Source organism: Halorubrum hochsteinianum, assembly GCF_023702125.1.
In the GTDB taxonomy this organism is placed as follows: Archaea; Halobacteriota; Halobacteria; order Halobacteriales; family Haloferacaceae; genus Halorubrum; species Halorubrum hochsteinianum.
The window spans coordinates 214,937-239,064 of record NZ_CP098415.1 but is presented as its reverse complement, the minus strand read 5'-3'; the positions used below and the strand labels follow the sequence as shown (position 1 = coordinate 239,064).

The 24,128-nt window shown below is 68.8% G+C and carries 22 protein-coding genes and 1 tRNA gene; 10 read left to right on the top strand and 13 right to left on the bottom strand.

The features are described 5' to 3' along the window. Nucleotides 1-82: 82 nt before the first annotated feature. Entirely contained in the window at nt 83-1,270 is a 1,188-nt protein-coding gene (locus tag NAF06_RS01240; protein ID WP_008581364.1) for a redox-regulated ATPase YchF, read from the bottom strand. Between the two features lie 435 nt (nt 1,271-1,705). Continuing rightward, a complete protein-coding gene (locus tag NAF06_RS01235) occupies nt 1,706-2,815 on the bottom strand; it encodes an OBG GTPase family GTP-binding protein (RefSeq protein WP_008581362.1) in 1,110 nt (369 codons plus the stop codon). A 179-nt stretch (nt 2,816-2,994) separates the two neighbouring features. Between NAF06_RS01235 and NAF06_RS01230 the strand changes: the two genes are divergently transcribed. From NAF06_RS01230 to NAF06_RS01220, 3 genes are all read left to right on the top strand, one after another. Continuing rightward, nucleotides 2,995-3,195, top strand: coding sequence for a VNG_1110C family protein (locus NAF06_RS01230; RefSeq protein ID WP_049908564.1), 201 nt, complete (start codon nt 2,995-2,997; stop codon nt 3,193-3,195). 128 nt (nt 3,196-3,323) lie between these two features. After that, a complete protein-coding gene (locus tag NAF06_RS01225; RefSeq protein WP_008581358.1) occupies nt 3,324-4,469 on the top strand; it encodes a CapA family protein in 1,146 nt (381 codons plus the stop codon). Between the two features lie 122 nt (nt 4,470-4,591). Then, on the top strand, nt 4,592-5,614 hold the full coding sequence (locus NAF06_RS01220; RefSeq protein ID WP_008581356.1) for an NADP-dependent oxidoreductase: 1,023 nt from the start codon (nt 4,592-4,594) through the stop codon (nt 5,612-5,614). Nucleotides 5,615-5,670: 56 nt separating this feature from the next. Here NAF06_RS01220 and NAF06_RS01215 read toward each other — a convergent pair whose 3' ends face one another. Together NAF06_RS01215 and NAF06_RS01210 are read right to left on the bottom strand one after the other, a co-directional pair. Then, nucleotides 5,671-6,021 (bottom strand): hypothetical protein, encoded by a 351-nt coding sequence (locus tag NAF06_RS01215; RefSeq protein ID WP_008581354.1) that lies wholly within the window; start codon nt 6,019-6,021, stop codon nt 5,671-5,673. Between the two features lie 114 nt (nt 6,022-6,135). Continuing rightward, nucleotides 6,136-6,930: a helix-turn-helix transcriptional regulator gene (locus NAF06_RS01210; protein ID WP_008581351.1), complete on the bottom strand. Its 795-nt coding sequence runs from the start codon at nt 6,928-6,930 to the stop codon at nt 6,136-6,138. A 210-nt stretch (nt 6,931-7,140) separates the two neighbouring features. Here NAF06_RS01210 and NAF06_RS01205 point away from each other — a divergent pair, with 210 nt between their 5' ends. Together NAF06_RS01205 and NAF06_RS01200 are read left to right on the top strand one after the other, a co-directional pair. Further along, entirely contained in the window at nt 7,141-8,085 is a 945-nt protein-coding gene (locus tag NAF06_RS01205; protein ID WP_008581349.1) for a DMT family transporter, read from the top strand. 174 nt (nt 8,086-8,259) lie between these two features. Beyond that, entirely contained in the window at nt 8,260-9,435 is a 1,176-nt protein-coding gene (locus NAF06_RS01200) for a chemotaxis protein CheC (protein ID WP_008581346.1), read from the top strand. Between the two features lie 371 nt (nt 9,436-9,806). On the opposite strand, the gene NAF06_RS01195 is transcribed toward NAF06_RS01200, so the two are convergent. Both NAF06_RS01195 and NAF06_RS01190 read right to left on the bottom strand, forming a co-directional pair. Beyond that, nucleotides 9,807-9,891, bottom strand: a tRNA-Leu gene (locus tag NAF06_RS01195). A gap of 275 nt (nt 9,892-10,166) precedes the next feature. Next, nucleotides 10,167-10,865 (bottom strand): endonuclease III domain-containing protein, encoded by a 699-nt coding sequence (locus NAF06_RS01190; RefSeq protein WP_008581344.1) that lies wholly within the window; start codon nt 10,863-10,865, stop codon nt 10,167-10,169. Between the two features lie 137 nt (nt 10,866-11,002). Between NAF06_RS01190 and NAF06_RS01185 the strand changes: the two genes are divergently transcribed. Further along, entirely contained in the window at nt 11,003-11,311 is a 309-nt protein-coding gene (locus NAF06_RS01185; protein ID WP_006628763.1) for a hypothetical protein, read from the top strand. Between the two features lie 66 nt (nt 11,312-11,377). On the opposite strand, the gene NAF06_RS01180 is transcribed toward NAF06_RS01185, so the two are convergent. Continuing rightward, nucleotides 11,378-12,013 carry an IS6 family transposase gene (locus tag NAF06_RS01180; RefSeq protein WP_251106153.1) on the bottom strand — a complete coding sequence of 212 codons (636 nt, stop codon included), beginning with the start codon at nt 12,011-12,013 and terminating at the stop codon, nt 11,378-11,380. 101 nt (nt 12,014-12,114) lie between these two features. Between NAF06_RS01180 and NAF06_RS01175 the strand changes: the two genes are divergently transcribed. Beyond that, complete coding sequence (locus NAF06_RS01175) at nt 12,115-12,864, top strand: GNAT family N-acetyltransferase (RefSeq protein WP_008585818.1); 750 nt, start codon at nt 12,115-12,117, stop codon at nt 12,862-12,864. Between the two features lie 33 nt (nt 12,865-12,897). Here the strand turns inward: NAF06_RS01175 and NAF06_RS01170 are convergent, their stop codons facing one another. Together NAF06_RS01170 and NAF06_RS01165 are read right to left on the bottom strand one after the other, a co-directional pair. Then, on the bottom strand, nt 12,898-13,890 hold the full coding sequence (locus NAF06_RS01170) for an NAD-dependent epimerase/dehydratase family protein (RefSeq protein ID WP_008585819.1): 993 nt from the start codon (nt 13,888-13,890) through the stop codon (nt 12,898-12,900). A 69-nt stretch (nt 13,891-13,959) separates the two neighbouring features. After that, nucleotides 13,960-14,100 carry a hypothetical protein gene (locus tag NAF06_RS01165; RefSeq protein WP_192813815.1) on the bottom strand — a complete coding sequence of 47 codons (141 nt, stop codon included), beginning with the start codon at nt 14,098-14,100 and terminating at the stop codon, nt 13,960-13,962. Between the two features lie 102 nt (nt 14,101-14,202). Here NAF06_RS01165 and NAF06_RS01160 point away from each other — a divergent pair, with 102 nt between their 5' ends. Further along, nucleotides 14,203-14,688, top strand: coding sequence for a DUF7575 domain-containing protein (locus NAF06_RS01160; RefSeq protein ID WP_008585820.1), 486 nt, complete (start codon nt 14,203-14,205; stop codon nt 14,686-14,688). 61 nt (nt 14,689-14,749) lie between these two features. Here NAF06_RS01160 and NAF06_RS01155 read toward each other — a convergent pair whose 3' ends face one another. Continuing rightward, a complete protein-coding gene (locus NAF06_RS01155; RefSeq protein ID WP_008585821.1) occupies nt 14,750-17,248 on the bottom strand; it encodes a cbb3-type cytochrome c oxidase subunit I in 2,499 nt (832 codons plus the stop codon). Then, nucleotides 17,245-18,027, bottom strand: a complete 783-nt coding sequence (gene coxB / locus NAF06_RS01150) for a cytochrome c oxidase subunit II (protein WP_008585822.1) — start codon at nt 18,025-18,027, stop codon at nt 17,245-17,247. Before coxB ends, NAF06_RS01155 begins: the two co-directional genes overlap by 4 nt. 341 nt (nt 18,028-18,368) lie before the next feature. Here coxB and NAF06_RS01145 point away from each other — a divergent pair, with 341 nt between their 5' ends. Then, nucleotides 18,369-18,791 carry a hypothetical protein gene (locus NAF06_RS01145; RefSeq protein WP_008585824.1) on the top strand — a complete coding sequence of 141 codons (423 nt, stop codon included), beginning with the start codon at nt 18,369-18,371 and terminating at the stop codon, nt 18,789-18,791. 55 nt (nt 18,792-18,846) lie between these two features. On the opposite strand, the gene NAF06_RS01140 is transcribed toward NAF06_RS01145, so the two are convergent. Both NAF06_RS01140 and NAF06_RS01135 read right to left on the bottom strand, forming a co-directional pair. Then, nucleotides 18,847-21,345 (bottom strand): efflux RND transporter permease subunit, encoded by a 2,499-nt coding sequence (locus NAF06_RS01140; RefSeq protein WP_008585826.1) that lies wholly within the window; start codon nt 21,343-21,345, stop codon nt 18,847-18,849. Between the two features lie 108 nt (nt 21,346-21,453). Beyond that, on the bottom strand, nt 21,454-23,151 hold the full coding sequence (locus NAF06_RS01135) for a COG1361 S-layer family protein (RefSeq protein WP_008585828.1): 1,698 nt from the start codon (nt 23,149-23,151) through the stop codon (nt 21,454-21,456). A 167-nt stretch (nt 23,152-23,318) separates the two neighbouring features. Here NAF06_RS01135 and NAF06_RS01130 point away from each other — a divergent pair, with 167 nt between their 5' ends. Then, the gene (locus NAF06_RS01130; RefSeq protein WP_008585830.1) at nt 23,319-24,104 is read left to right on the top strand and encodes a TetR/AcrR family transcriptional regulator; all 786 of its coding nucleotides are present in this window, start codon (nt 23,319-23,321) and stop codon (nt 24,102-24,104) included. Nucleotides 24,105-24,128 lie beyond the last annotated feature (24 nt).

Here is a 24,128-nt window from a genome sequence, read left to right as displayed (position 1 = left end):
CGGCCCGTCTCGGGCGACCCGGATGTGCCTGTCGGTCGCACGGCGGCGGGGAGGCCGTACTCCGCCATAGATCCCGACCCGGTCACGGGCCCGCCGTCGAGACGATCTTGATCACGTCGCCCTCCGTCAGTTCGTGGTCCTCGCCGATCCGGCGCGAGGCGCGCGCGTCGACCGCGTGGAGGTACCCCTCGCCGATGTCCGAGTGGACCGCGTACGCGAGGTCGGGCGGGGTCGATCCCGCGGGCAGCAGGAACGCGTCCGGGAGGACGTTCCCCGTCCCGTCCGTCCACTTGCCGGCGTCCTGAACGGGATAGGCCGTGATGCGGTCGAGCAGGTCGTAGACGGCCGCGTTCAGCGCCGTCTGAACGCCGGTCCCCTCGTGGTCGGCCATCGACTCGCGGAGCGCGTCGAGGCCGGCGCGCTGCTCGTCGGACACGTCGCCGACGATCTCGAAGGGCTCGTCGCCCGGGTCGTAGTCGACGACGCCGGCCTCCGCGGCGCGGCGCAGGGCGAGTTCGCCGTCGGCGGTCGCGGGGATCACGGGTTTGTCGGTCCCCTCGCGAATGCGGCCGACCGCGCCGTCGGGGGCCGCGTCGACCTTGTTCGCGACGACGACGATGGGCTTGGTGCGGCGGCGGACCGCCCGCGCGAGCGCCTCGCGGTCGCCGTCGGTCCACGCCTTCGGGTCGTCGGGGTACTCCAACCCGCGGAGGACCCTCGCCACGTCGGCCTCGGTCGCGCCGAAGCCGGTGAGCATCTCCGACAGCGCGGCTTCGAGGTCGAAGTCCGGCGAGCGGGACTTCCGCTCGACGCTCTCCCAGTTGCGGTCGACGATGCCCGCGAGCCACAGGTCCATCTCCTCCTCGATGAAGTCTACGTCGTTGAGCGGGTCGTGGCTCCCGACCTCGACCGGCTCCCCCTCGGCGTTCGTCGCGCCGGAGGCGTCGACGACGTTCACCACCACGTCCGCGTTCGTCAGTTCGTCGAGGAACTGGTTGCCGAGCCCCTTGCCCTCGTGCGCGCCCGGGACGAGTCCGGCCACGTCGAGCAGTTCGATCGGAACGTAGCGTTTCCCGTCGCGACAGTTCTCGTTGCCGCACCGCTCCTCGCGGTCGAGGCAGGGGCAGCGCGTCCGGACGTGGGTCACCCCGCGGTTGGCGTCGATGGTCGTGAACGGGTAGTTCGCGACGTCGACATCGGCCATCGTGGCGGCGGTGTAGAAGGTGGACTTGCCGGCGTTCGGCTTGCCCGCGAGCGCGACCGTGATCATGCCGGAGCCTCGCGGCGACGCGAAAAGCGCCTTTCGGTCGGACTCGCCGAAGCGACCGGCAACGGCTACTGCGGATCCATCAATCAGTTGTGGTGGCGCGTGTCCGCGAGCGGCCGACAGGCCGCGAGTCAGCACGCGCGAGGGAGTCAGTCGCCGGAGCGAAGCGGAGGCGACTGACGAGGTTGGGGAGGCGTGAGGTGCGGTCGCTGTGCGGGGCGGGGCTCGAAGGGGCAGCCGCGAGGGCGAAGCCCGCCGCAGCAAGCACCGCAGCGAGTGAGCGAAGCGAACGAGCGAGGCGCACAGCAAGGCGCGCGAGCCGTCGCGGCTGGGGCTTCGGCGGTGTTCGGCGTCGACCCGCTATCGACAATTTATGGCTGAACGGTGACGGCGTCAGAAGTAGTCGCGACCGATCGCCCGCCGACAGAAACACGAACGTCACTTTCTCGCGACGATCCGCAACACGTCCTCGTCGGCGAGTTCGTGGCTCTTCCCGACCTGCTGGTCGTCGTGTTTGGCGCTCTCGCCCGACACCCGCGCGAACTTGAACCGCTCGTCGAACTCGCCGCCGATCTTCTCGCAGGCGTCGCCGACGGTGTCGCCCTCGAAGAGGATGAGCGGCTCCTCGTAGTCGACGCCCCGTCCGGGCTTGTCCATGTAGATGCGGATGACGCCCAGCTCCTCCCAGAGCCGCTCCTTGAGGCCGTCGAGGCCGAGGCCCTTCTCGGCGGAGATGAACAGCACGTCGTCGGGGTCGAGGTCGCGGTCGCGGAGCTCCTCTTTGACGGTCGGGAGGTAGCTCTTGTCGATGAGGTCGGCCTTGTTCACCGAGACCATCGACGGGAGGTACACCCGGTTGTCCATCACGGCGTCGACGAGCTCGTCGATGGTGAGGTCGTGGGGGATGGTGACCTTCGCGTTGACGTAGCCGTACTCGCGGAGCACCTGCTTGACGGTCTCCTCGTCTAAGCTCACGTCGTCGCTCATCGTCACGCCCAGCCCGTCCTTGTGCGTCTTGCGGATGTTGATGTTCGGCGGCTCGCTGTCGAGGCGGATGTTCGTCGCGTACAGCTCCTCGCGGAGCCGGTCGTACTGCTCGATCTCGAACACCGAGAGCATGAACACGACCAGATCCGCCGTCCGGACGACGGAGAGCACCTCCTTGCCGCCCCCGCGGCCCCCCGCGGCACCCTCGATCAGGCCCGGAACGTCGAGGATCTGGATGTTCGCGCCGCGGTACTTCAGCATCCCCGGGTTCACGTCGAGGGTGGTGAACTCGTAGGAGCCGACCTCGCTGTCGGCGTTGGTGAGGGCGTTGATGAGGGTGGACTTGCCGACGCTCGGGAACCCGACCAGCGCGACCGTGGCGTCGCCGTGCTTCTCGACCGCGTAGCCGTGACCGCCGCCGGCGGAGGACTGGTTCTCCAGCTTCTCTTTCTTCTCCGCGAGCTTCGCCTTCAGCCGCCCGATGTGCGCCTCGGTGGACTTGTTGTAGGGCGTCTCGGCGATCTCCTCGCGGAGGGCTTCGATCTCCTCCTCCAGTCCCATTACACGTTCCTCGGCCGGTCGGCTCGTTAAAGGTGTTCCTTCGGCTCGCCGCGGCGGTCCCGGCGTTCGCGGTCGACCGCGGCCGGCCGCGAACCGGCGGATCCCCGCCGCGAGAGTGGTCGGCGCACCGATACTTCGACACGGTTATATCGCCGACGAGCAACTCTCAGACACGCCGAATGCCAGACCCGTCGAGCCTTCGAGACAGCACGCAGATCGTCCTCCCGCGCGCGGCGCTCGAGGGCCACCGGGAGTGTCTCGAGGACCGGTTCACCGTCACCGTCGTCGAACTGCCGGAGCGGTACCGGATCATCGGCAGCCCGGTGGAGATCAAGGCCGCGAGCGACTACCTCACGCGCAACGGCGTCGCGGTCGCGTGACCGCGGCGTCGGGCGCGCCCTCTCCTCACGGCGGTTCCGTCACTCTGACCCCGTCGTTCTGCCGGTCACGTCTCGTTCCGTCTCCCCGTTCGCAGCGTTGAAGTCGCGCTCGGCGAGACCACGTGACGATGCTCTCCCGCCGCGCGCTGCTCGCCTCGGGCGTCGCTGGCGTCGCCGGAACCGCCGGCTGCGCGGCGTCTCCGACGGATTCCGACGATGGCGAGAGGAACGCGGATGTCGCCGATGTCGCCGACGGCGAAGCGACGCGGATCGGCCTCGTCGGGGACCTGATGCTCGGTCGGAGCGTCGCCGACCGCTGGGCCGACGCGGACGACCCCGCGGGCGTCTGGGGCACGACGCTCCCGCGGCTCCGCGACCTCGACGCCCTCGTCGGCAATCTTGAGTGCTGCGTCTCCGACCGCGGCGAGCGCTGGCCCGACAAGACCTACTACTTCCGGTCGCCCCCGTCGTTCGCGATGCCCGCGCTGGAGGCGGCGGGCGCGTCGTTCGTCTCGCTCGCAAACAACCACGTCCTCGACTACCGGGAACCCGCGCTCCGTGACACGCGAACGCACCTCGCCGACGCCGGCATCGCCCGCGCCGGTGCGGGCGCGACCCGCGACGAGGCGCTCGAACCCGCGACGTTCGAGGCCGGCGACCTCACCGTCGCCGCGTTCGGACTCACCGACCGGTCGACGGCGTTCGCGGCGACGGACGCGGACCCCGGCACCGCGTTCGCCCGGCTCGACCCCGCCGTGCGCGAGACCCGCGCCCTCGTCGGCGAGGTGCTCGACCGCGTCGCGGACCGGGACCCGGACCTGGTCGTCGCCTCGCTTCACTGGGGCGCAAACTGGGAGACCGAACCCCGCGCGGTCCACGAGCGGTTCGGTCGGTGGCTCGTCGATCAGGGCGTCGACGTGGTCCACGGCCACAGCGCGCACGTCGTTCAGGGCGTCGAGGTGTACGAGGGCCGGCCGATCCTCTACGACGCGGGCGACTTCGTCGACGACTACCTCGACTACGTCGACCGCGAGGGCGTCCGCAACAAGCGGAGCGCGCTCTTCGAACTCGTCGTCCGCGACGGCGGCCTCGCGGCCCTCGACGTGGTCCCGACCGCGATCGACGACGAGACCGCGGCGCTGGCGGACGGCGAGGTCGCGGCGTGGGTCCGCGACGCCGTCGCCGAGCGCTCCGCCCCGTACGACACCGAGGTCCGAGGGACCGACGGGGAACTGACCGACGGTCGACTGCGGATCCCGCTCGCTGGCGAGTAGTCCGCTGCGGTGACGGCCCTACGGCGGTGACGGCCCCACAGTGGCGACGCCCCCGACTTTTGGATCCCCACTGCGGCTGCTGGGGTCCAAACCCTATTGGGTTCGATGGCGCAAGGGGGACCGTGACGAACACCAACCGCGAGTGGCTTCTCGCCGAACGGCCCGACGGCGAACCGGACACGGACAGCTTCGAACTGCGCGAGACGGACGTGCCGACGCCCGACCCCGGCGAACTCCTCGTCCGGATCCGATACCTCTCGGTCGACCCGTACATGCGCGGCCGGATGCGCGACGTCGAGTCCTACGCGGAGCCGTGGGACGTGGGCGACGCGCTCAAGGGCGGCGTCGTCGGCGAAGTGGTCGAGAGCGAGAGCGACGCGTACGACGCGGGCGACCTCGTGACCGGCGAGGGGAAGTGGGCCGACTACGCGACTCTCGACGCCGACGACGTCGCGCCCGTCGACCCGACGATTGCCGACCCGGAGGCGTACCTCGGCGTGCTCGGCATGCCCGGTCGAACCGCCTACTTCGGGCTGCTGGAGGTCGGGCAACCCAAGCCCGGCGACACGGTCGTCGTCTCCGGCGCGGCGGGTGCGGTCGGCTCGGTCGTCGGACAGATCGCCAAGCGCAACGGCTGTCGCGTCGTCGGCTTCGCCGGCAGCGACGAGAAGACCGACTGGCTCACCGACGACCTCGGCTTCGACGCCGCGATCAACTACAAGGCGACCGACGACTACCGCGCCGCGCTCGCCGAGGCCGCGCCCGACGGCGTCGACGTGTACTTCGACAACGTCGGCGGCCCGATCACCGACGCCGTGTTCACGCAGCTGAACCTCGACGCGCGGGTCGCGGTCTGCGGCCAGATCGCCCACTACAACGAAGAGGGCGTCCCGACCGGGCCGCGGAAGCTCCCGCAGATCATCCCCGTGCGGGCCAGAATCGAGGGGCTGCTCGTCGGCGACTTCGCGACGCGCTTCGGCGAGGCGAGCGAACAGCTCGGCCGGTGGGTCGCGACCGGTGAGCTCGAACACTGCGAGACGGTCGTGGAGGGGCTGGAGAACGCGCCCGACGCCTTCCTCGGTCTCTTCTCCGGCGACAACATCGGCAAGCAGGTGGTGCGGGTGTCGAGTCCGGACGACGAGTAGCGACCGAGACCGAACGGCCGTCCGTCCGGCGACGCCGTGCCGCCGTTCACGGGTCGTCAGAGCCGGTCGAGCGCCTCGTCCAGGTCGAACTGCTCCGTCGACTCGCCGAACGACTCCCGCTTGGCGTCCGCTTCCCCCTCCGGGCGGTCCGACGCCGGGGTCACCAGCCGGACGAGGTCGTGATCGACCGACTCCGCGGTCACGGTAGCGTCGAACCGCTCGCGTTCGGTCGCCGGTCCCGCGAACGGGTCGACGCGCTCGACGCCGTCGACAGAGCACGCTACCGCCAGGCACACCGCTTCGCGAAGCCGGTCGGTCGTCGCCCAGCCCGCCGGCGGGACGCGCGGCAGCTCGCGCTCCCGAAATCGCCACGTTTCTACCTCTAACTCCGCGTCACGAAGGGGCATCACTACCGATACGCGGACCGCGGCTAAGTGCGTTTTGCCCGGGATCACAGCGGTGTTCTCCCCGCCCCGGACGGCACGCGGTCGGCCGGCGAGGCGGCCCGTCGGCCCGCCGACTCACTCCCTGAAGGCCGTCGGATCGAACGGGATCGCCGAGTCCCAGTAGCCGGAGAAGGCCCCTTCCGCCCACTCGCGGACCGCCGGGTCGTCGGTGTGGAGCGACGCTCGGAGGATGCCGGCGTCGTCGCGGACGAGGAGGTAGACGGTCCCGTCCGCGACGGTGACCGCCACCGGGACCTCCTCTCGGCGGACGCGTATCTCCGCGTCGTCGCTCGCGGCGAGCGCTCGGAGGTCCGCCCAGAGGCCGTCGTCGTCGGCGAGCGCCTCGATCGCGTCGGTCGAGAGTACCGCCTCGAACGTCTGGTCGCCCGCGGCCACCGTTTCGCGGGCCGTCGCGAGGCTCTGCTCGTTGAGCGTGTGCGAGAACGCGCGCAGCGTTCGCGCGTCGGCCATCGCGTCGAGGACGCGCTGGAGCGGCGCGCTGGGGCGCGTTCGACTCGGCATCGTGACGGTCGCGTCGGCGAGACGCCGGAGGTCGAACCCGAGTTCCGCCGCCGGTAGGTACGCCACGACGTCCCGCAGTTTGGCCTCCGTTTCGAGGACGGAGACCAGTTCCTCGATGCCGTCGGCCACGAGCTCTCCGGTCGCGGTCGCGACGTACGCACCCCCGTCGCGGCTGACCCACGATCGCTCCGTGAAGTCTTCGAGGATTCGCCCCAGCGTCGCCTGCGACGCGCCGGTCGCCGCCGCGAGGTCGCGCCGCGTCTGCGCCCCCGACGCCAGCAACTGTAGCACCTCGACACGGTTCGTCGAGCGGGCGAGAAACTCGATCTCCTCGAGCGGGGCCTCCATACGCGATCCAGCGGCCACCGAGATAAACCGGCTTCGCTCGTGGCCCGCGTTTCACGCCGTGAACGATCATCACGACGCGTCGACGGTTTATCGGCGCGGAATGTTTTCCGGATTCCGTTATCCGTGTCCGACTCGTAGGCCCGTTCGTGGCGAGAACGACTACCCAACCTGATCGTTCGTACGGCGCTGTGGCCGAGGTGTTGCGGTAACGTGTTCTCCCGACGCACGGGCCTGTTGTTCCTCGTCTCGGCCCTGCTCTTCGGCGGTACCTTCGTCGCTGCGAAGGCGGGGCTGGCCCACCTTCCGCCGCTGTTCTTCGTCGCCGTCCGATTCGACATCGGGGCAGTCGTCTTGGCGGCGTTCGCGGCGACGCGGCTCTCGCGAGCGGAGCTGCGTCCCCGCACCCGCGGGGACGTCGTCGGCATCGTCGCGACCGGGGTGGTCGTCATCGGGCTGACGAACGCGCTGCTGTTCGTCGGGCAGCAGTACGTGACGAGCGGCGTGGCCGCCGTCGTCTTCAGCCTGAACCCGATCCTGACGCCGGTCTTCGCGGCGCTCCTCCTCAGCGAGGACGGCCTTTCGGCCCGCGGATACGCCGGCATGGCCCTCGGCCTGTTCGGCGTCGCGCTCGTCGCCGACCCCGATCCCGCCGCGCTGTTGGGTGGCGGGCCCGGCGTTCCGCTCCTGGCCGCGGCCGCCGTGGCGAGCGCGCTCGGGGCGGTGCTGATACGGCGCGCGGACGCGACGCTGTCGAGCACGGCCCGGACCGTCTGGGGCGTCCCGCTGGCGGCCGTCCTCTCGCACGCGCTGAGCCTCGGCGTCGGGGAGCCGGTCCCCGGGCTGTCGGTGCCGCCCGTCGCGCTCGCGGCGCTGCTGTACGTCGGCGTCTTCTCCGGTGCGCTCGCGTACATCGCGTACTTCGCGCTCATAGACGAGACCGACGCGACGCGCGCGAACCTGCTGTTCTACTTCGTTCCCGTCGTCTCCGCGGTCGGGGGCTGGGCGCTGCTCGAAGAGACGCTCTCGGCACAGTCGCTGGCCGGGTTCGGCGTCATCTTCGCCGGCTTCCTCCTCGTCAGCGGCCTCCCCGTGACTCGGTCGCGGCTCCTCCGGCGGCTGGTTCCGGAGCGGTTCGTCGACGACGGCCCGGCGTGAGCGCCTCGTCGCCCCGCCGTACCGCGGACCGCAGACCGCGGACCGCGACCGCCGAATCCAGTCCGTTAATAGGATCTCGGCTCTGAAACCACGCATGCGCTCGTCTCGCCCTCGGCCGCCCGATCGAAGCTCCGGCGTCACTCACCGCCCTTCCCGACACCGCGCGGACCACCAATGAGGATCGACATCAATCAGCTCGAACAGTTCAACCACCTCGCGTCTCAGGGCGCTCGTCAGGCCGCGCGGTCGCTGTCACAGCTCACCGGGCTTCGCTTCCGCGACGAGCGCACCGGGGCCGGACTCGTGACCGAGGACGACCTCGAAGCGATCTTCGCCGGCCAGCAGTACATCGGCGTTCAGGTCGGACTCGAAGGGGGACTCTCCGGCGAGACGGTGTTGATCTTCGAGCCGAGTTCGGCGAACCAGCTCCGGCAACAGATCCCCGGTGCGACCGGCAACGCGTCGATGGCGGGGAGCGCGTTCGCCGAACTGGGCAACATCATGGTCGGCGGCTTCGTCGACGGGTGGGCCGACCACCTCGGCGTCGAGGTCAACATGACGCCACCGACGTACCTCGAGGCGGCGGGCATGCGGATCCTCCCGCGGCTGACGCGCCGCGAGGCGAGCGAGGACGGCGTCTTCCTCTTCGAGAGCCGGCTCACTGCGACGGACGTCGACCTGTCGGTCCCGATGTACCTGATCCCCGAATACGAGGAGTTCGTCACCCTCCTCGCGGGGCAGTCCAACAGCCAGACGGTCCCGGTGGAGAAGCTCACCCTGTTCAACGACTTCGCGAAGGAGAGCGCCGAGCGAGCGTCGGACCAGCTCGGCATGCTGACCGGTCTCCCCACCGACGTCGACGTGAGTCAGCTCCGGTTCCTCTCTCTGTCGGAGATCGCCGCGGACCTCGGGCAGCGGACCCACATCGGGTCGCTGTTCGAGATGAACGGGCTCCCCGGCGGGTACTTCCTCCTGCTTTTCGACGTTCGGTCCGGTCAGTCGGTCGCCGAGGCGATGACGCCCGGCGACGCCGCGGACCTCGACGACGCGACCGTGAAGGCCGCGATAGAGGAGCTCGGCAACATCCTCACCAGCGGGTTCATCGACGGATGGGCGAACATGCTCGAATCGACCATCGAACACTCGCCGCCCGAGTACGTCCGCGACAGCGGCGAAGCGATCATGCGGTCGGTGATCGCCCGGCTCGCCGACGACCAGGACTACGCGTTCGCCATCGACTCGGCGATCGAGATCGGGAGCGAGGAGACCCAGTGTCACATCTACGTCGTTCCCGACCGCGCGGAACTCGCTCAGGCGCTCGAGGAACTCCCCGGCCCCCGCAACAACTGACCGCCCCCTCAGGACCCTTCACGTCCGTTCGAGACAGTGCGCGTCGGGCCGGATTCGACCCTCAGTCACTCCGCTTCGCTCCGTTCCCTGCTTCGAGTCCGTAGCGCGTTTCTGCGGCTCACGGATCGCTCGCCGCAGAATGCGCGGGGCGGGATTCGAACCGCGAGGACTCGCTCCGCTCGTCCTCTGGGCTACAAATCCGCTCCTGCTCCCTCGCTCAGTCGCTACGCCCCTTCGCTTAGTGCGCGGGACCGGATTTGAACCGGAGTCAGACGTTCCGGGTCGCTCGCTCCGCTCGCTTCCCGGGCTGCGACTGACAGGGTTCGAATCCCTGCGGAGATGCTTCTCCTCGCGTAGTGCTCGGAGAAGCATGCGCGGGACCGGATTCGAACCGGCGGACCCCTACGGGATAGCGTCCTAAGCGCTACGCCTTTGGCCTGGCTCGGCAACCCGCGCGCAGACCAGCGTAGGCGAAACCGAGTCAAGAACCTGACGGACCGTCAGCGTCGACGCGAGTCCTGCGGTGGCGCGTGCCTCCGAACGCCCGAAGGGCGTGAGGAGCACGCGCGAGGGAGTCGACCGGTCGGAGCGAAGCGGAGACCGGTCGACGAGGCTGGGGAGGCGTGAGGTGCGGCTGCGGTGGTGTGGGGTGGGGCTTTGGAGGTGGTCGCCACCAAGCTAGCATCAGAATTCACTCCTAAATCTCCATCAATCGATTCTGGTACTCTGTATCAACAGCCCTCGCAGTCGCAGTACGCTTCGCAGACCGGGTTGTCGCAGTCGGGGTTCCGGGCCGAACAGTGCTCGCGACCGTGGCGGATCAGGAGGACGTGGAGCGGGTAGATCAGTTCGTCGGGAACCTGCTCGTCTAACACCTCGTGGGCCCGCCCGTTCGACGCCGACTCGGGGACCAGCCCGAACCGCTTCGAGACGCGCTCGACGTGGGTGTCGACCGCCATCGTCGGCTTGCCGAAGTGGAAGTTCAAGACGACGCTGGCGGTCTTCGGGCCGACGCCTTTGATCTCCGTGAGCCACGCCTTCGCGTCGTCGGTCGCCATGGCGTCGAGGAACGCCAGCGAGTACGCGCCGCCCGTCTCCTCCCGGATCGCGGTCAGCGCGCGCTGGATCCGGGCGGCCTTCTGGTCGGGGAGCCCCGCCACGCGGATCGTCTCGCGAAGCTCCTCGTGGTCGGCGGCCTCGATCGCCGCGAAGTCGTCGTACCGCTCGAACAGCGCCTCGGACGCACGGGCCGTGTTCTCGTCGGCGACGTTCTGCGAGAGGATCGTCGTCACCAGCTGGCGGACGCCCTCCCCCGGCTCGGCGGTCGGGTCCGCGCCGTGCTCGGCCACCCGGTCGACCGGCTCGTACAGCGACACGAGGTCGTCGTGAAGCGCCCGGACCCGCGTCTCGTCCCACGTCTGCGTCGACATACGCGCGCTACGTGCGCGGGCGACTTCAGGGCGGCGGACGCGGGGGCGACTCCAAAGTGGCGGACCGCGCGGCCGACGCCGGCGCACGCGACCCGACGGACGCGGCCGTTATATGCCTCCCTCGACTACCGGTGCCCGTGTACCGAGCGAGCGACCGGGTGGACAACGAGGCGTGGATCGAACTCCTCGACGAGGCGTGCGCCGCGCTCGATCTCGACGAGGAGACGCGCTCGACCGCGGTCGACCTGTTCCTCTCTCGCGCGCCCGACGACGACCGCGGCAAGCGCGTCGCCGCCGCCGCCAGCCTCTACGCCGCCGGGCTGATCCGCGGCGAGGAGCGCTCGCAGTCCGCCGTCGCCGACGCGATGGACGTCTCCCGACTGTCGGTCCAGAAGCGGTGGAAACCCATCCTCGAAGACGCCGGCTTCTCGCCTCCCTCGTGGTGAGATGCGGAAAATCCGACGCGTCATCCGATTTTGATCTGATTCCGTCTCTGAACGCCACGGCAGTGTTCAGATAAGCTGATTCCATGCGAAGGCGAACGATCTGAGCCACTCGTTTGCTGTTTCTGCTTTGGCGTTGCTAAAACAGTTTGAGAAACTGGTAGTTCTGCGTTTTATCTCACGAAAAACACGTTCGACGCTGTTTCGATTTCCATGTCGTTCGTATCTGAAATCGAGGCCGTGTTTGTCACAAGCTCGGTGGAGTGGAACCGCACCATCAACGAGAAAGATCGCGTCATCTACGTCGTGTTTGTCGCGGAGTTCCGTGAAGAACTGATCTGCGATCACGTTCGTTCTTGTTGGCTCAAGCTTTGTATGTAGCAAATCGTTTGACTGAGGATCGACAGCAGCGTACAGCCAGTATTGTTCATCATCGAGCTGAATCACAGTCTCGTCAACCGCAACGTGATTCGGGCTCCGACCAGCTTCCGGCTGTAGATCGGCTTTGTGTACCCAGTTATGAACGGTGGATCGAACTCGATCAACACCGAATACTTCAAGAAATGAAACAGTATTCGAAAGCGACAGTCCAGACAAATGGAGCTGAATACTGAGCTTCATCAACAGTTTCGGTGTTGCCTCTCGCTCCACAAACTCTAAGTTGATCTCGTCTAAACAGCCGCTGAGGCGGTCGTTTTCGGGCATAGATCACTTTGAAAACGCACCGCCTCACCTTTCAAACCTTATCTGAACACCGCCTGAGAACGGCGACCGAGTTTTTTGTAGTCGGAGTGAGACCTACCCGCATGGACCTACGCGCCGCAACCGCCGCCGACATCGACGCGGTCCGGTCGGTCGCCCGCGAATCGCTCGTGGCGTCCTACGGACACGCCGTCGACGAGGAACTGCTGGACGAGGCCGTCGAGGAGTGGTACGACGCCGGCGACCTCGGGGACGACGTCACCGACGACGACGCGGTGTTCCCCGTCGCCCTCGTGGACGGGGTCGTCGTCGGCTTCGCGGAGAGCTACGTCGTCGGTCGCCGGGAACGCGTCGGCGAGATCGACTGGCTCCACGTCCACCCCGACCACCGGGAATCCGGGATCGGCTCCGCGCTGCTCGAACACGTCGAGTCCGGCCTCCGCTCGGCGGAGGTCGACCGGATCGAGGCCCGCGTCCTCGTCGACAACGAGGCGGGCACGGAGTTCTACGAGCGAGAGGGGTACGAACTCACGGGCGAACGCGACGTCGACATCGGCGGGGAAACGTTCGCGGAACGGGAGTACCGCAAGCAGGTCGGCCGCCTCACCGGCATCTCCGAGGCCGTCTACGAGACCGAGGCGGGGGACACGGTCCACGTCGCGTTCGACGAGAGCGACCGCGGGTCGCGAGCGCCCTTCTACGTCGCGTACGCCGACCCCGACCACGGGCAGCGGTACGGCTACCTCTGTGGCAACTGCGAGGGGACCGACGTCGCGATCGACACGATGGACCGGATGGAGTGCCGCGACTGCGGGAACCGCCGGAAGCCGACGCGCTGGGACGCGGCGTACTGACTCCGGCGCGTTCCCCGGGACGATCCGGTCGCCTCAGAGCGTGTCCATGACGCCGAGGACCCGCTCCTCGGCCTCGCGGCCGGGATCCCACTCGCTCCCGTCGCGGTCGGACTCGCGGTGTTCCTCGACGGTCCGCGCCATCGACTCGTCGATCGGCGTCGACTCCCAGCCGAGGTCCGCGAGCGCACAGGTGTCGAGCAGGTGCGGGTACTCGCGGTAGAGCGTGAAGTCGTCGGGTTCGAGACCGCCGGCCGCGAGCGCGTCGTCGCTCGCCGCCACGACCTCGGCCTCGACGCCCGCCGCGTCGGCGATGGTCTCCACCGTCTCGCGCAGGGTGAGCGCGCGCCTGTCGCCGACGTTGTACGCCGCGCCCGGCTCTCCGCGCTCGGCGACGATCCGGAGCGCGCTCGCGACGTCCTCGACGTACGCCCGGTGCCAGAGGTTCTGTCCGTCGCCGGGGATCACGAGGCGGTCGTGCGTGAGCACGCGGTCGATCCAGTAGTCGAGCCGCTCCGTGTAGTCGTGCGGCCCGTAGACGATACACGGGCGGACGGCCATCGCCGCCACGCCCTCCTCGGCGGCCGCGAACACCGCGCGGTCGCCCTCGGCCTTCCGGTTACCGTACGTCTCGTGAGAGTCGTCGGTCGCCTGCTCGTCGGTACAGGGCTCCAGCGGCGTCTCGCCCTCCCGCTTGGGGATCTCCTCGGCGGCGTAGCTGGAGCCCGACGAGATGTACACGTAGCCGTCGACGTCGGCGAAGATCTCCGTGGCGGCCTCCACGTCGGCCGGCTGATACGCGACGCAGTCGATCACGACATCCGGCTCGACCGACAGCTTCGCGGCGCGCAGCGCGGTCTCGTCTTTCCGGTCGCCCTCGACGTGGGTCACGCGGTCGTCCTCCGCGAAGGGGTCCTCGTGGTTGCCCCGGTTGAATATCGCGACCTCGTAGTCGTGTGCCAGCAGTTCGTCGACCGTGTGGCGGCCGATGAATCGGGTCCCGCCGATAACGAGCGCGGTATCGGTCATACCCGACATCGGACGAGCGAGGTGAAAAGCGTGGCCGAATCGGAAGGCGAGTCGGCCGGAGGCCGGGGCCTACTCGTCGCCTCGGGGGCCGCCGCCGCGCCATCGGCGGTACAGGAGGTACGCGACGCCGAGGCCGATACCCCAGGTCCCGACGCCGAACACCGCGACCGCGACCCCGGAGAGGAACTCGCCGAGCGGAACGCCGAACATACCCGAGTTCGGCGCGTCCGCCACATAAACGCTCCGAGAGGAGCGGCGACGACGCGCCGAGAGAGAGATAGCTTCTCGGGGCGGGAGCGTGTAGGGCGGCACATGTCCGACCGCTCGCTGCGGCGACCGTGGCTCGCCGCCCTGCTCGCGCTCCTCGTCACCGGACTCGGCCACGCGTACCTCCGCCGGTGGGCCCGCGCGCTCGGCTGGTATCTGGCGGTGGCCGCGGCCGTCTTCCTGTTCGTCCCCGACGGCACGGTCACCGCGGCGTTCTCCGGGAACCCGCCGCCGGTCCGCGACGTCGCGCCCGCCGCGGCGGTCGTCGGAGCCAGCGTGATCGACGCGTACGTCGCGGCTCACAGGAACAACCGCGAGTACGAGCGGGAGCGCGACGCGGCCCGCGCGGCCGGCGCTCCGGGGGCGTCGGTCGGCGTCGACGGCGACCCCGACGAGGCGTCGGCGGACGCAACCGCGGACGCCGAGGCCGATGGAACCGTGCGCTGTCCGGAGTGCGGGAAGGAGACGGACCCGACGGTCGACTTCTGTCAGTGGTGCGCGGAGCCGCTGGGCGGAGAAGGCGGGTCGTGACGCGGAAGACGAGAAAGTACGAAACGGAAACGGCGACGGGAAAACGGGACCGCTGATCCCCTCAGAAGAGGTAGAACAGCGGGAAGATGAACACCCAGACGATGTCGACGAAGTGCCAGTAGAGGCCGAAGTACTCGATCGGCCGCTCGTCGTCGAGGTAGTGACCTTGGTACACCCTGACGAACAGGAAGATGGCGATCACTAAGCCGAGCAGGACGTGGATCCCGTGGAGCCCGGTCGTGACGTAGTAGATCGACGCCTGGATCGGGTCACCGTGGGCGTTCGCGCCGATGGTGACGCCGCGGTCGAATATCTCGTGGTTCCACTCCCACAGCTTGATCGCCATGAAGGTGAACCCGAGCAGGATGGTCGTGCCGAGCGTCGCGAGGACTCCCTGCCTGCTCTTCCGGCGCGCCGCGACCAGCGCGAGGATGACGGTGAACGAGGACGTGATCAGGACGAACGTGTTGATCAGCCCCGGCAGCGACTCGGTCAGCGGCTCCCACGTCATCCAGCCCGCGTTGTAGCGGACGAAGACGGCCGCGGAGATGAACGCGCCGAAGACGATCACGTCGGACGCCAGGAAGAACCACATCCCCAGCTTCACCTTCTCGACGCCGTTGAACGGCCAGCGCTCGGCGAACTCGGTCGGCGGGGCGTAGAAGTCTTCTAGGCCCCACTTGACGCCGGTGTAGAGGAGTCCGACGAGCCCGACCACGATCGCAGTCGGGTAGATCGGGTTCGAGATGTTGACCTCGCTTTGCATGGCGCTTTCGCCCAGCACGACGGTGACCGCGTCGGCGAAGCCGGAGAAGCCGAACAGCGTGACCAGGAGCGCCAGCGAGAGCGCGAACGGCCAGATGCTCGCGTGGCTCGGGTGCTTGTCCCAGTAGGGGTACTCGGAGATGTGCGCGGAGTGGCTGTCGCCGCCGTCGGTGGCGACGTCGCCGTTGTCGTCGGTCTTCATCGCGGGACCGCCGTCCGGCACGTAGTCTTTCACGAACTCCAGTTTCCCGGAGGCGTACGACGGCCGGTTCGGCCAGTTCTCGAGCGGCGGGGGCGACGAGACCGCCCACTCCGCCGTCCGCGAGTAGTCCCACGGGTTGTCTCCGGCCGGCCCGCCGGAGACGTAGGACTTCGCGAAGTTGTAGAACATGATAAAGAAGGACAGTCCGAGCACGAACGCCCCGATCGTCCCGAACTGGTGGTAGATCTGGAACTCGGGGTTGTACTCGAACACTCGGCGGGGAGTCTCCCAGCCGAGGAACATGGAGAAGTAGACGGCGTTGAACCCGAGGAAGAACACCACGAAGTGGAGCTTCCCGAGGAACTCGTCGTACATCTTCCCCGTTATCTTCGGGAACCAGTAGTAGGCCCCGCCGAACAGCGCCGTGGCCCCGCCGAACATCACGTAGTGGAAGTGCGCGACCACCCAGTAGGTGCCGCGGAACTCGTAGTCGAGCACGATGGCACCGAGGAAGACGCCCGTAATGCCGCCGAGGATGAACAGCAGCAGCGCGCCGAACGCGAAGAGGAACGGCGTCGTGAACTGGATCCGCCCCTTGATCAGCGTGTAGATCAGCGCGAAGACGACCAGGTCGAAGGGGAGCGAGATCCCGATGGTCGTCGCCATCATCAGCGTCTTGATCTCCAGGTTGATCGTCGTCAGGAACATGTGGTGCATCCACACGAGGAACGACTGAACGGCGATCAGGCAGATGGCGATGATGACCCACTTCCGCCCGACCAGCCGCCGCCCGGAGAACGTCTGGAACAGCTCCAACATGACGCCGAGCGCCGGGAAGAACACGATGTACACCTCGGGGTGACCGAAGAACCAGAACAGGTGGCCCCACAGCAGGGATCCCCCCTCGGTCGCCGAGAAGTAGACGCTGCCGAGGACGCGGTCGGCCGAGAGGATGAGCCCGACCGCGAGCAGCGCGGCGAACGCGAACAGCATCATCCACACGGTGGTGAGCATCGACCAGGTGAACATCGGCATGTCCATGATCCCCATCCCCTCGGCGCGGGAGTGGTGGATGGACGTGAGGAAGTTCACCGTCGACGCTGTCGTGCCGGTGACGAACATCGCGAGCGCGAGCACCGCGCCGGTCGACCCGATGCTCGGCGTGTACATGGGCACGTTAAGTGGGGCGTATATCGTCCACCCCGCGGAGAGCGTGCCGCCCTGGAAGAAGCTGATCGCGAGCAGGACGCCCGAGAACAGGTACAGCCAGTAGGACACCGCGTTGAGCCGCGGGAACGCGAGGTCGTCCGCGCCGATCTGGAGCGGCACGAAGTAGTTCGCGAACCCGAACGCGAACGGCGAGAGGAACCAGAACACCATGATCAGCCCGTGGGCGGTGACGGCCTCGTTGTACGCCAGCCCGGAGAGGATCTGGCTCGTCGGGTCCCACAGCTGGAGGCGGATGAGCAGCGCCATCACGCCGCCGAACAGCAGGAAGAACAGCGCGGTGATCGTATACAGGATACCGATGTCCTTGTGGTTGGTCGTGACGAGCCACCGCTTGACGGAGGTCGTCGGCGGGAGCTCGCTCATGCGCTCACCCCGCTGGCGGCGGACGCGTCGAACGTCACGCCGGCGCTCTCGATGCTCTCGCTCTCGGAGTCCTCACCGGTGTCCGCGTACCACTCCTCCCACTCGTCTTCCGGGATGACCGTGATCTGACCCTTCATCGCGGAGTGGCCCGGACCGCACAGCTCGAAGCACTCGACGGTGTACGTCGCCTCGCCGCCCTGCGCCTCGACTTCCTCGGAGCTCACCGAGAACCAGTTCTCGTTGTACTCTCCGGGGATCGCGTCCGACTTTATCCGCAACTCAGACGAACCGAAGTTGTGCCAGACGTCTTGTGATGTCACGTTGATGTCGATCCGCTGATCGGCCGGGACGATCAGTTCACCCCGTTCGGTGTGGCCGTTCGGGTACTCGTACACCCAGCCGTACTGCTGTCCCTCGACGAGGATCTCGATGTCGCCGTCGTCCTGGACGCTCGGTCCGTCCTCGACGTAGAGGAGGAGCCCGTACGCGTACACGACGAGGCTGATGACGACGATGGCGCTCAACCCGAACGAGAGGAAGAGCTTCTTCGCTTTCGGACCGCCCTGTCCCGTCGGGAGCTCGCCGACAGTCGGCGCGTCGAACTTCTCGTCCGACCGGTCGCCGTCGTCGCGGTACTTGTACACGTTCCACAGCGTGTACGCCACGACGATGGTGCCGACGAGAGTGCCGAGCGCGAGGAAGACGAAGAAGATCTCGTCGAAGACCTCCGCCTGTGCGCGCCAGTCGCTCCCCTGTTGTAGGATAACTGGATCTATCATGTTCGTCTGTCTGCTCTTGTATCTCCCTTAGCGATGGTACACTTATCTCTTGTGTAGCAGACCGGAGGGTCGGCGGCGAAGGTGCCGGTTTCGCGCGCGGATCTCCCCCTCGAACCGGTCCGCTGGAACCCCGGCGCGGGCCGTCGTGGAGAGGGGGAACGCGCGCCGGTCGGCGACGACGAAGACGGCGGGCCGACGGGGTGGAAGCCGGGGGTCGAGTGGGACGGAGACGCCGGGATGACGGGGGAGAGGAGGACGCGTCGAAGGGTATTTGTACGCGCGAACGGAGGTCCCAATAACGGATATCCATGACATCACTCACCCTCTTGAGTACGGGTCTGATGGGCCTACTCGTCGTCGCCACGTTCGTCGCAGTCGCCGAGATCGGAGGGAAGCGGTCCGCACCCGGCCGCGACGAGAGCGGCGGACGCTACGAGGCCGTCGTCGCGGCGCTCGCCGAGTTCGTCCGGACGCCGGTCGTGTGGGCGGTCTCGTTCGTCGGCGTCACCGTCCTCATCGGCGGGAGCATCCTCCTCGGCGTCGGGAGCTTCGGCATCCCCGAGGGGCTCGCCGGCACGCTGGTGACCGTCGCGTACCTGCTCGTCGCCCTGCTTCTCGTCGGCTTCGTCTTCCTCGGTGCCTACTTCGCGACCCGGAGCCGCGGGCTCGGAAACGCGCACGGCGTCGCCGCCGGGACCCTCGCCACCGGTGCGGCCTTCCTCGTTCTCGTCACCGTCCAGCTGGTCGTCGGCGTCGTCGGCTGACCGGTCCGTCGGACCTTTTGCTCGACAGCGATCGAATTCCGGAACGAACGCCCCGTCAGCGCCCAGTCTCGACGCCTGAATCCCGAAGTCCACCGTCGAGACCGAGTCCGACGACACCGCCGTACCGGCCCCACACGACGACGAGCGACGGAACGAGCAGGATCGAACAGAGGTACGCGTAGAACACGCCCAGCGCGAGCAGGATCCCGAAGTCGCGCAGCAGGGGAATCACCGCGAGCCACAGGACGCCCAGCCCGGAGACGGTGGTGAGCATGCTGCCGGTGAGCGCCCCGCCGGTCCCGGCGATGGTGACGTCGAGCGCCTCGTCGACCGGGAGCCCCGACTTGTACTCGTCGACGAACCGGTGGACGAAGTGGACGGTGTAGTCGACGCCGAGTCCGATGGAGACGGAGAGGATCGGCGCGTTGATCGGCGTCAGCGGGATGTCGAGCAGTCGCATCGACCCGATGAGCAGTCCGACCGTCACGAGGACGGGGACGAGGTTCAACAGGCCGTACACCGCCTTCCCTTCGAGGTACGCGTACGACAGCGCCAGGAACAGCGCCGTGAGGCCGAAGGCCGCGAACAGGCTCCGGATAGCCGACTCCGTCAACAGGTCTATCACCGCCTCGTTGACGACGAGGGAGCCCGTCGGGACGGCTTCGAGGGGGGTGCGCTCGGCGAGTTCGCGCACGTCCGCGACCGCCTCGGAGTTGTCGACGCCGGGTCGGATCGTGTAGTCGATCCGCGCGCTGCCGCGGTCGGCGGCCAGGTAGCCCCGCGCCTGCGTCTCGGCGGGGGAGTCGAGGAGCGCGTCGTACACCTCGTCGACGTTCCGGTCGGGGACGCCGTTCCCGAGGCGGTCGTTTCGCTCGACGAGCGACGCGAACTCGGGGTCCTGTGCCGCCCGGTCGTCGATCACGGTGACGACGCTCGTCGCTGCCGCGCGGCGCTCGTCGGTGGTCTCGAAGGTGTCCGGCGGGTTCCGCGTGGTCCGGTCGATCAGTTCCAGGGCGTCGTCGTCTCTGACCGACTGGTCGACGTACAGCGTCACGGACCCCCCGAAGTTCTGTTCGAACTCCTCCTCGAACAGGTCCAACACGTCGAGGAAGGTGTACTCGGTCGGCGCGAACGGCTCCGGCAGGTCGGCGTACGTCTCCAGCCGGTCCTGGTCGGGGAAGAACGCCTCCTCCGAGAACTCCGTGTTCACCCCGGTGCCGTACGCGCCGCCGGCCGCGCCGCCGACGAGGAGCAGGACGACGACCGCGACCGGAGCGATACGCGAGAGGTCGACGCCGACGCGGAGGACGCGTGCGAGCCGCGAGCCGCCCGACCCGAGCGCGGTCGTCCCGAACTCAGGGATCGGCAGCCGCTCGCGCCAGCGGTCGGCGAGCACCTTCGCCGCCGGGAGGTAGACGCTGAATATCAGGAGCGTGAAGACGATCCCGGCGGCCGCGACGATCCCGAAGTCGCGGTTGGGGTCGAAGGGGCTCACCACGTTGGAGACGAGCCCGAACACCGTGGTGATCGTCACGAGCAGGAAGGCGACGAGCAGCTGGTCGGTCGTGGTCCGCATCGACGCGCCGATCCCGGTTCCGGTCTCCCGCTCCTCGCGGTAGCGGTTGACGATGTGGATCCCGAAGTCGATCCCGACCGCGAGCAACAGCGGGAAGACTGTCACGAGCGAGTCCGAGAAGGGGATCCCTGCGTAGCCCATGAACCCGAACGTCCAGAGGAGCGACAGCAGGAGCGCGGAGATACCGATCGCCATGTCGATCGGGTCGCGGTACGCGAAGATCAGGAACCCGACGATCAAGATTAGCGCCGCCGGGAAGACGATGATCGCGGTGTCGGTCAACAGCGCGGTGATCTCGGACTGGAGGACGCCGTCGCCGAAGAGGATCGCGTTCTCGCCGGCCTCGTTGCCCGGGACCGAGTCGACGACGTCGACGCTGCGGGTCTGAAGCTCCGTCACCCGCGCCGTCGTCGCCGCGTCCGGCAGGTCGTAGGTGATCCCCACGATGGCGGTCCCGGCCCGCTGCGCGGTGGGGTTGTAGTCGACGGACACCTGCGGCGCGACCGCGCCGGCCGCGTCCGCGTCGGCGACGGCGGTCCGGAGTTCGGCCGGCGTCGCCTCCGCCACGGCGTCGCGTCGCTCCGCAGCGCTCTCCGCGGCCGGGTCCAACTGTCGCGCGATCGCGTCCGCGTGGCTCGACGTCGACGCGACCCGGAGCGTCGAGCGCGATTCGAGCCGCGACTGCGTCTCCAGCGTCCGGACGAGCGCGTCGCGGGAGAGGACGTTGTCGTCGGAGACGATCACCTGCGCGGAGGTCGCCGACCCCCCGATCGAGGTCTCGAACTCCTCGTCGATCTCGTCGAGCGCCCGTTGGGCGGGGATGTCCTGCGTGAACTGGTCCGCGCCCGCGCTGGTCTGGATGCCGGTCAGACCGCCGGCGAAGACGACGGTGACGAGGAGGAAGGCCGCGATGACCGCCAGCGGTCGCTCCGTGACGAGGCGGTCGACCCGCTCGATGAGGCGGTCGACCGCGGTCACCGACGCCCCGCTGTCCGGCAGGTGGCCGGTCGCCGTCCGGCGGCGGTCGCCGGCCGTCGCGGCCGGACCGCGTCCGCCGCGCGGCAGGTAGTGCGTTCCGTCATCCGATCACCGCCGTCGGTACCAGACAGCGCCGCCGGCCGCGGCGACGACGACCAGGACGACGACGGCGATCAGTCCGGCCGGGGTCCCGCCGTCGTCGACGGGTTCGGTCACCGACACCGGGACCTGCGTCACGTCCGAGATGCGGTCGTTGCCCCGCGCGTCGTCGTACCGGAAGTCGAGTTCGATCGGGTGGTCCTCCACGCTCGCGCCCTGGGCGGCGGACACCTCAAACCAGATCTCCTCGGACTCGCCGGGCTCCAGCTCGTCGACGAACGCCTCGTCGTTGACCGTCGACAGCGGGCTGTCGGCGTAGAGGCCGGCGTTGATCGACGACAGCGTCTCCGGTCGCCGGTTCGTGATCTCCACGTCGATCCGCTGGGTCCCGCCCGCCGGGACCGTGGCGTTCTGGACATCGAGTTCGAACTCCGGCTGCCGCGGCGCGACCTCGACGCGGCGGGTCTCCTCGACCGCGACCGTGGCGTCGCCGCTGTCGTACTCGGTGGTGAACCGGAACTGCCGCGGGCCGGGGTCGGCGCTCCCGCTCACGTCCGCGTCGAAGGAGAACTCCGCGGACTCGCCCGCCGGAATGGTCGGGAGCGCGTACCGGCTCTCGCCGAGGCTCACTCGGCTACTCCCGGAGTCGGCGACGAGGACCGCGTCCTCGACGTCGACCGGCCCCTCGTTCGTCAGCGTGCCGGAGACCGTCCCGGAGTACCCGACTTCGAGCGTCCCGGAGACGTTGCGCAGCGAGAAAGACTGCTCCGGGATCGGGACGACGCCGGCGCGCGCGGCGGCCGCGGTCGCGTCGACCCCGTTCGGGTCGCGGTACTCGACCGTCGAGGAGAGCGCGTACGCCCCGTCGCCGAACGCCTCCCCGACGGTCGAGTCGAACGTCACCGTCCGGTTCTCGCCGGGGGCCCAGTCGCCGACGAACGACTGGCCGCCGCCCTCGCCGAGGCGGACGCCGGGCGCGGTCGTGGACCCGGAGACGACGGCGTCGCGGGCGGTCTCGTCGCCCACGTTCGCCATCGTGACCCTCACGTCGCCGCTGCCGCCGACCTGCGCGTCGGTGTCGGTCTCCAAGACCGCGAACCGAGCGCCGTCGTCGACGACGATCGTCAGGTCGAAGTCGTCGATCCCGCGCCGGTCCTTGTGGTCGTTGAACTCGGGGATGACCTCGAAGGTGTACCGGTAGCGGGCCGTCGCCTCCACCTCGTACGTTCCGTCCGGCACGTCGTCGGGCACGGTCACGTCGAGCGGGACGGAGACCGGGCTGGCGCTGGTCGGCACGTCGCCGACCGGGATCTTCCCGTCCTCGACGTCGATCGGCACGTCGCCGTCGTCGACTTCGAGGGTGAGTCCGCGGGCCGTCGTCACCCGGGAGTCGAGCTGGTTGCCGATGGTCATCTCGCCGGTGTTGACGATGTCGACCGTGACCGTCGACTCCGCGCCGCTCGGCACCGACCGCTGCGAGACGAAGAGGTCCAGAACGGGGGAGCCGCGGATCTGCCTGTCCGTCGGTTCGGTCTGCGCGACCGCACCGTCCGCGGCCGCGCCGACGCCCGAGAGCGCGGGCTGACCGCCGTCGGGGGAGGCGTCCGCGTTCGCCGCCGCCGCGCCGGCGAGCGAGACGCCGACGAGGAGCGCGGCCGCGGCGGCGACGCCGAGCGCGACCGTCGCGAGCCGCGTCGATCGGCTCATCGATCGCCTCCGCCGTCCTTCCGGGAGGGTCTGGTCGCGCGCGGCGACCGGGCGTGCCGTGACGCGTCGGATCGAGTCATACGGTCCGCTCGGAGGCCCGCGGAATAAGCCTGTTGAATGAACGTTCAATCAGGAGTGGTATATGCCGCACCCGCCTACGGGCCCGTATGGACGACCCGTTCGCGGAGCCGTCGGACACTCGGCAGGCGATCCTCGGCGCGGCGTTCCGCGCGCTCTGCGAGCACGGGTACGCGAACGTCACGATCAAGCGGATCGGCGACGAGTTCGACAAGAGCCAGTCGCTCGTGTATCACCACTACGACGGGAAAGACGACCTGCTGCTCGACCTGCTGGAGTACCTGCTCGACCAGTTCGAGGCGTCCATCGCGGACGGGAGCGCCACGGACCCGCCGGAGGGGGAGGAGGCGTCCGAGGGGGACGAACCCCCGGAATCGACGGAGGCGACCGCAGGCGGGCCGACCGAGATGCCCCCAGAGGCGGCCTTCGACCGCTCGGCGCGCGAACAGCTCGACGGGTACCTCGCGGCCGCGGTCGATCCGGACTCGCTCGACGAGGCGTACGCGCCGGACGCGCGGTTCGTCACGGTGATGACGGAGCTCCGGTCGCAGGCCGCCAACGACGAGGCGTACCGCGAACACTTCGACCGCAGCGACCGCGTCTTCGGCGAGTACCTCGAACGGATCGTCCGCGAGGCGGCGGCCGAGGCGTCTCGCGAGGACACCGCACCGTCTCCGGGAGGCCCCGAGGCGGCGGACGCCGACCGGTCCGTCGCCGCGTCGGAGGTCGCGTCGACGCTCCAGACGTTCGCCACCGGCGGGATGTTCCGGTGGTCGACGACGAACGACCGGGCGTGGGTCCCGGAGTCGCGGACCGGGATCGATCGGTACCTAGAGGCGGTGCTGCCGCTCGTGGAGACTGACGAACGGTCCTGAAACGGGGGCCGCCGCGCGCGCTGC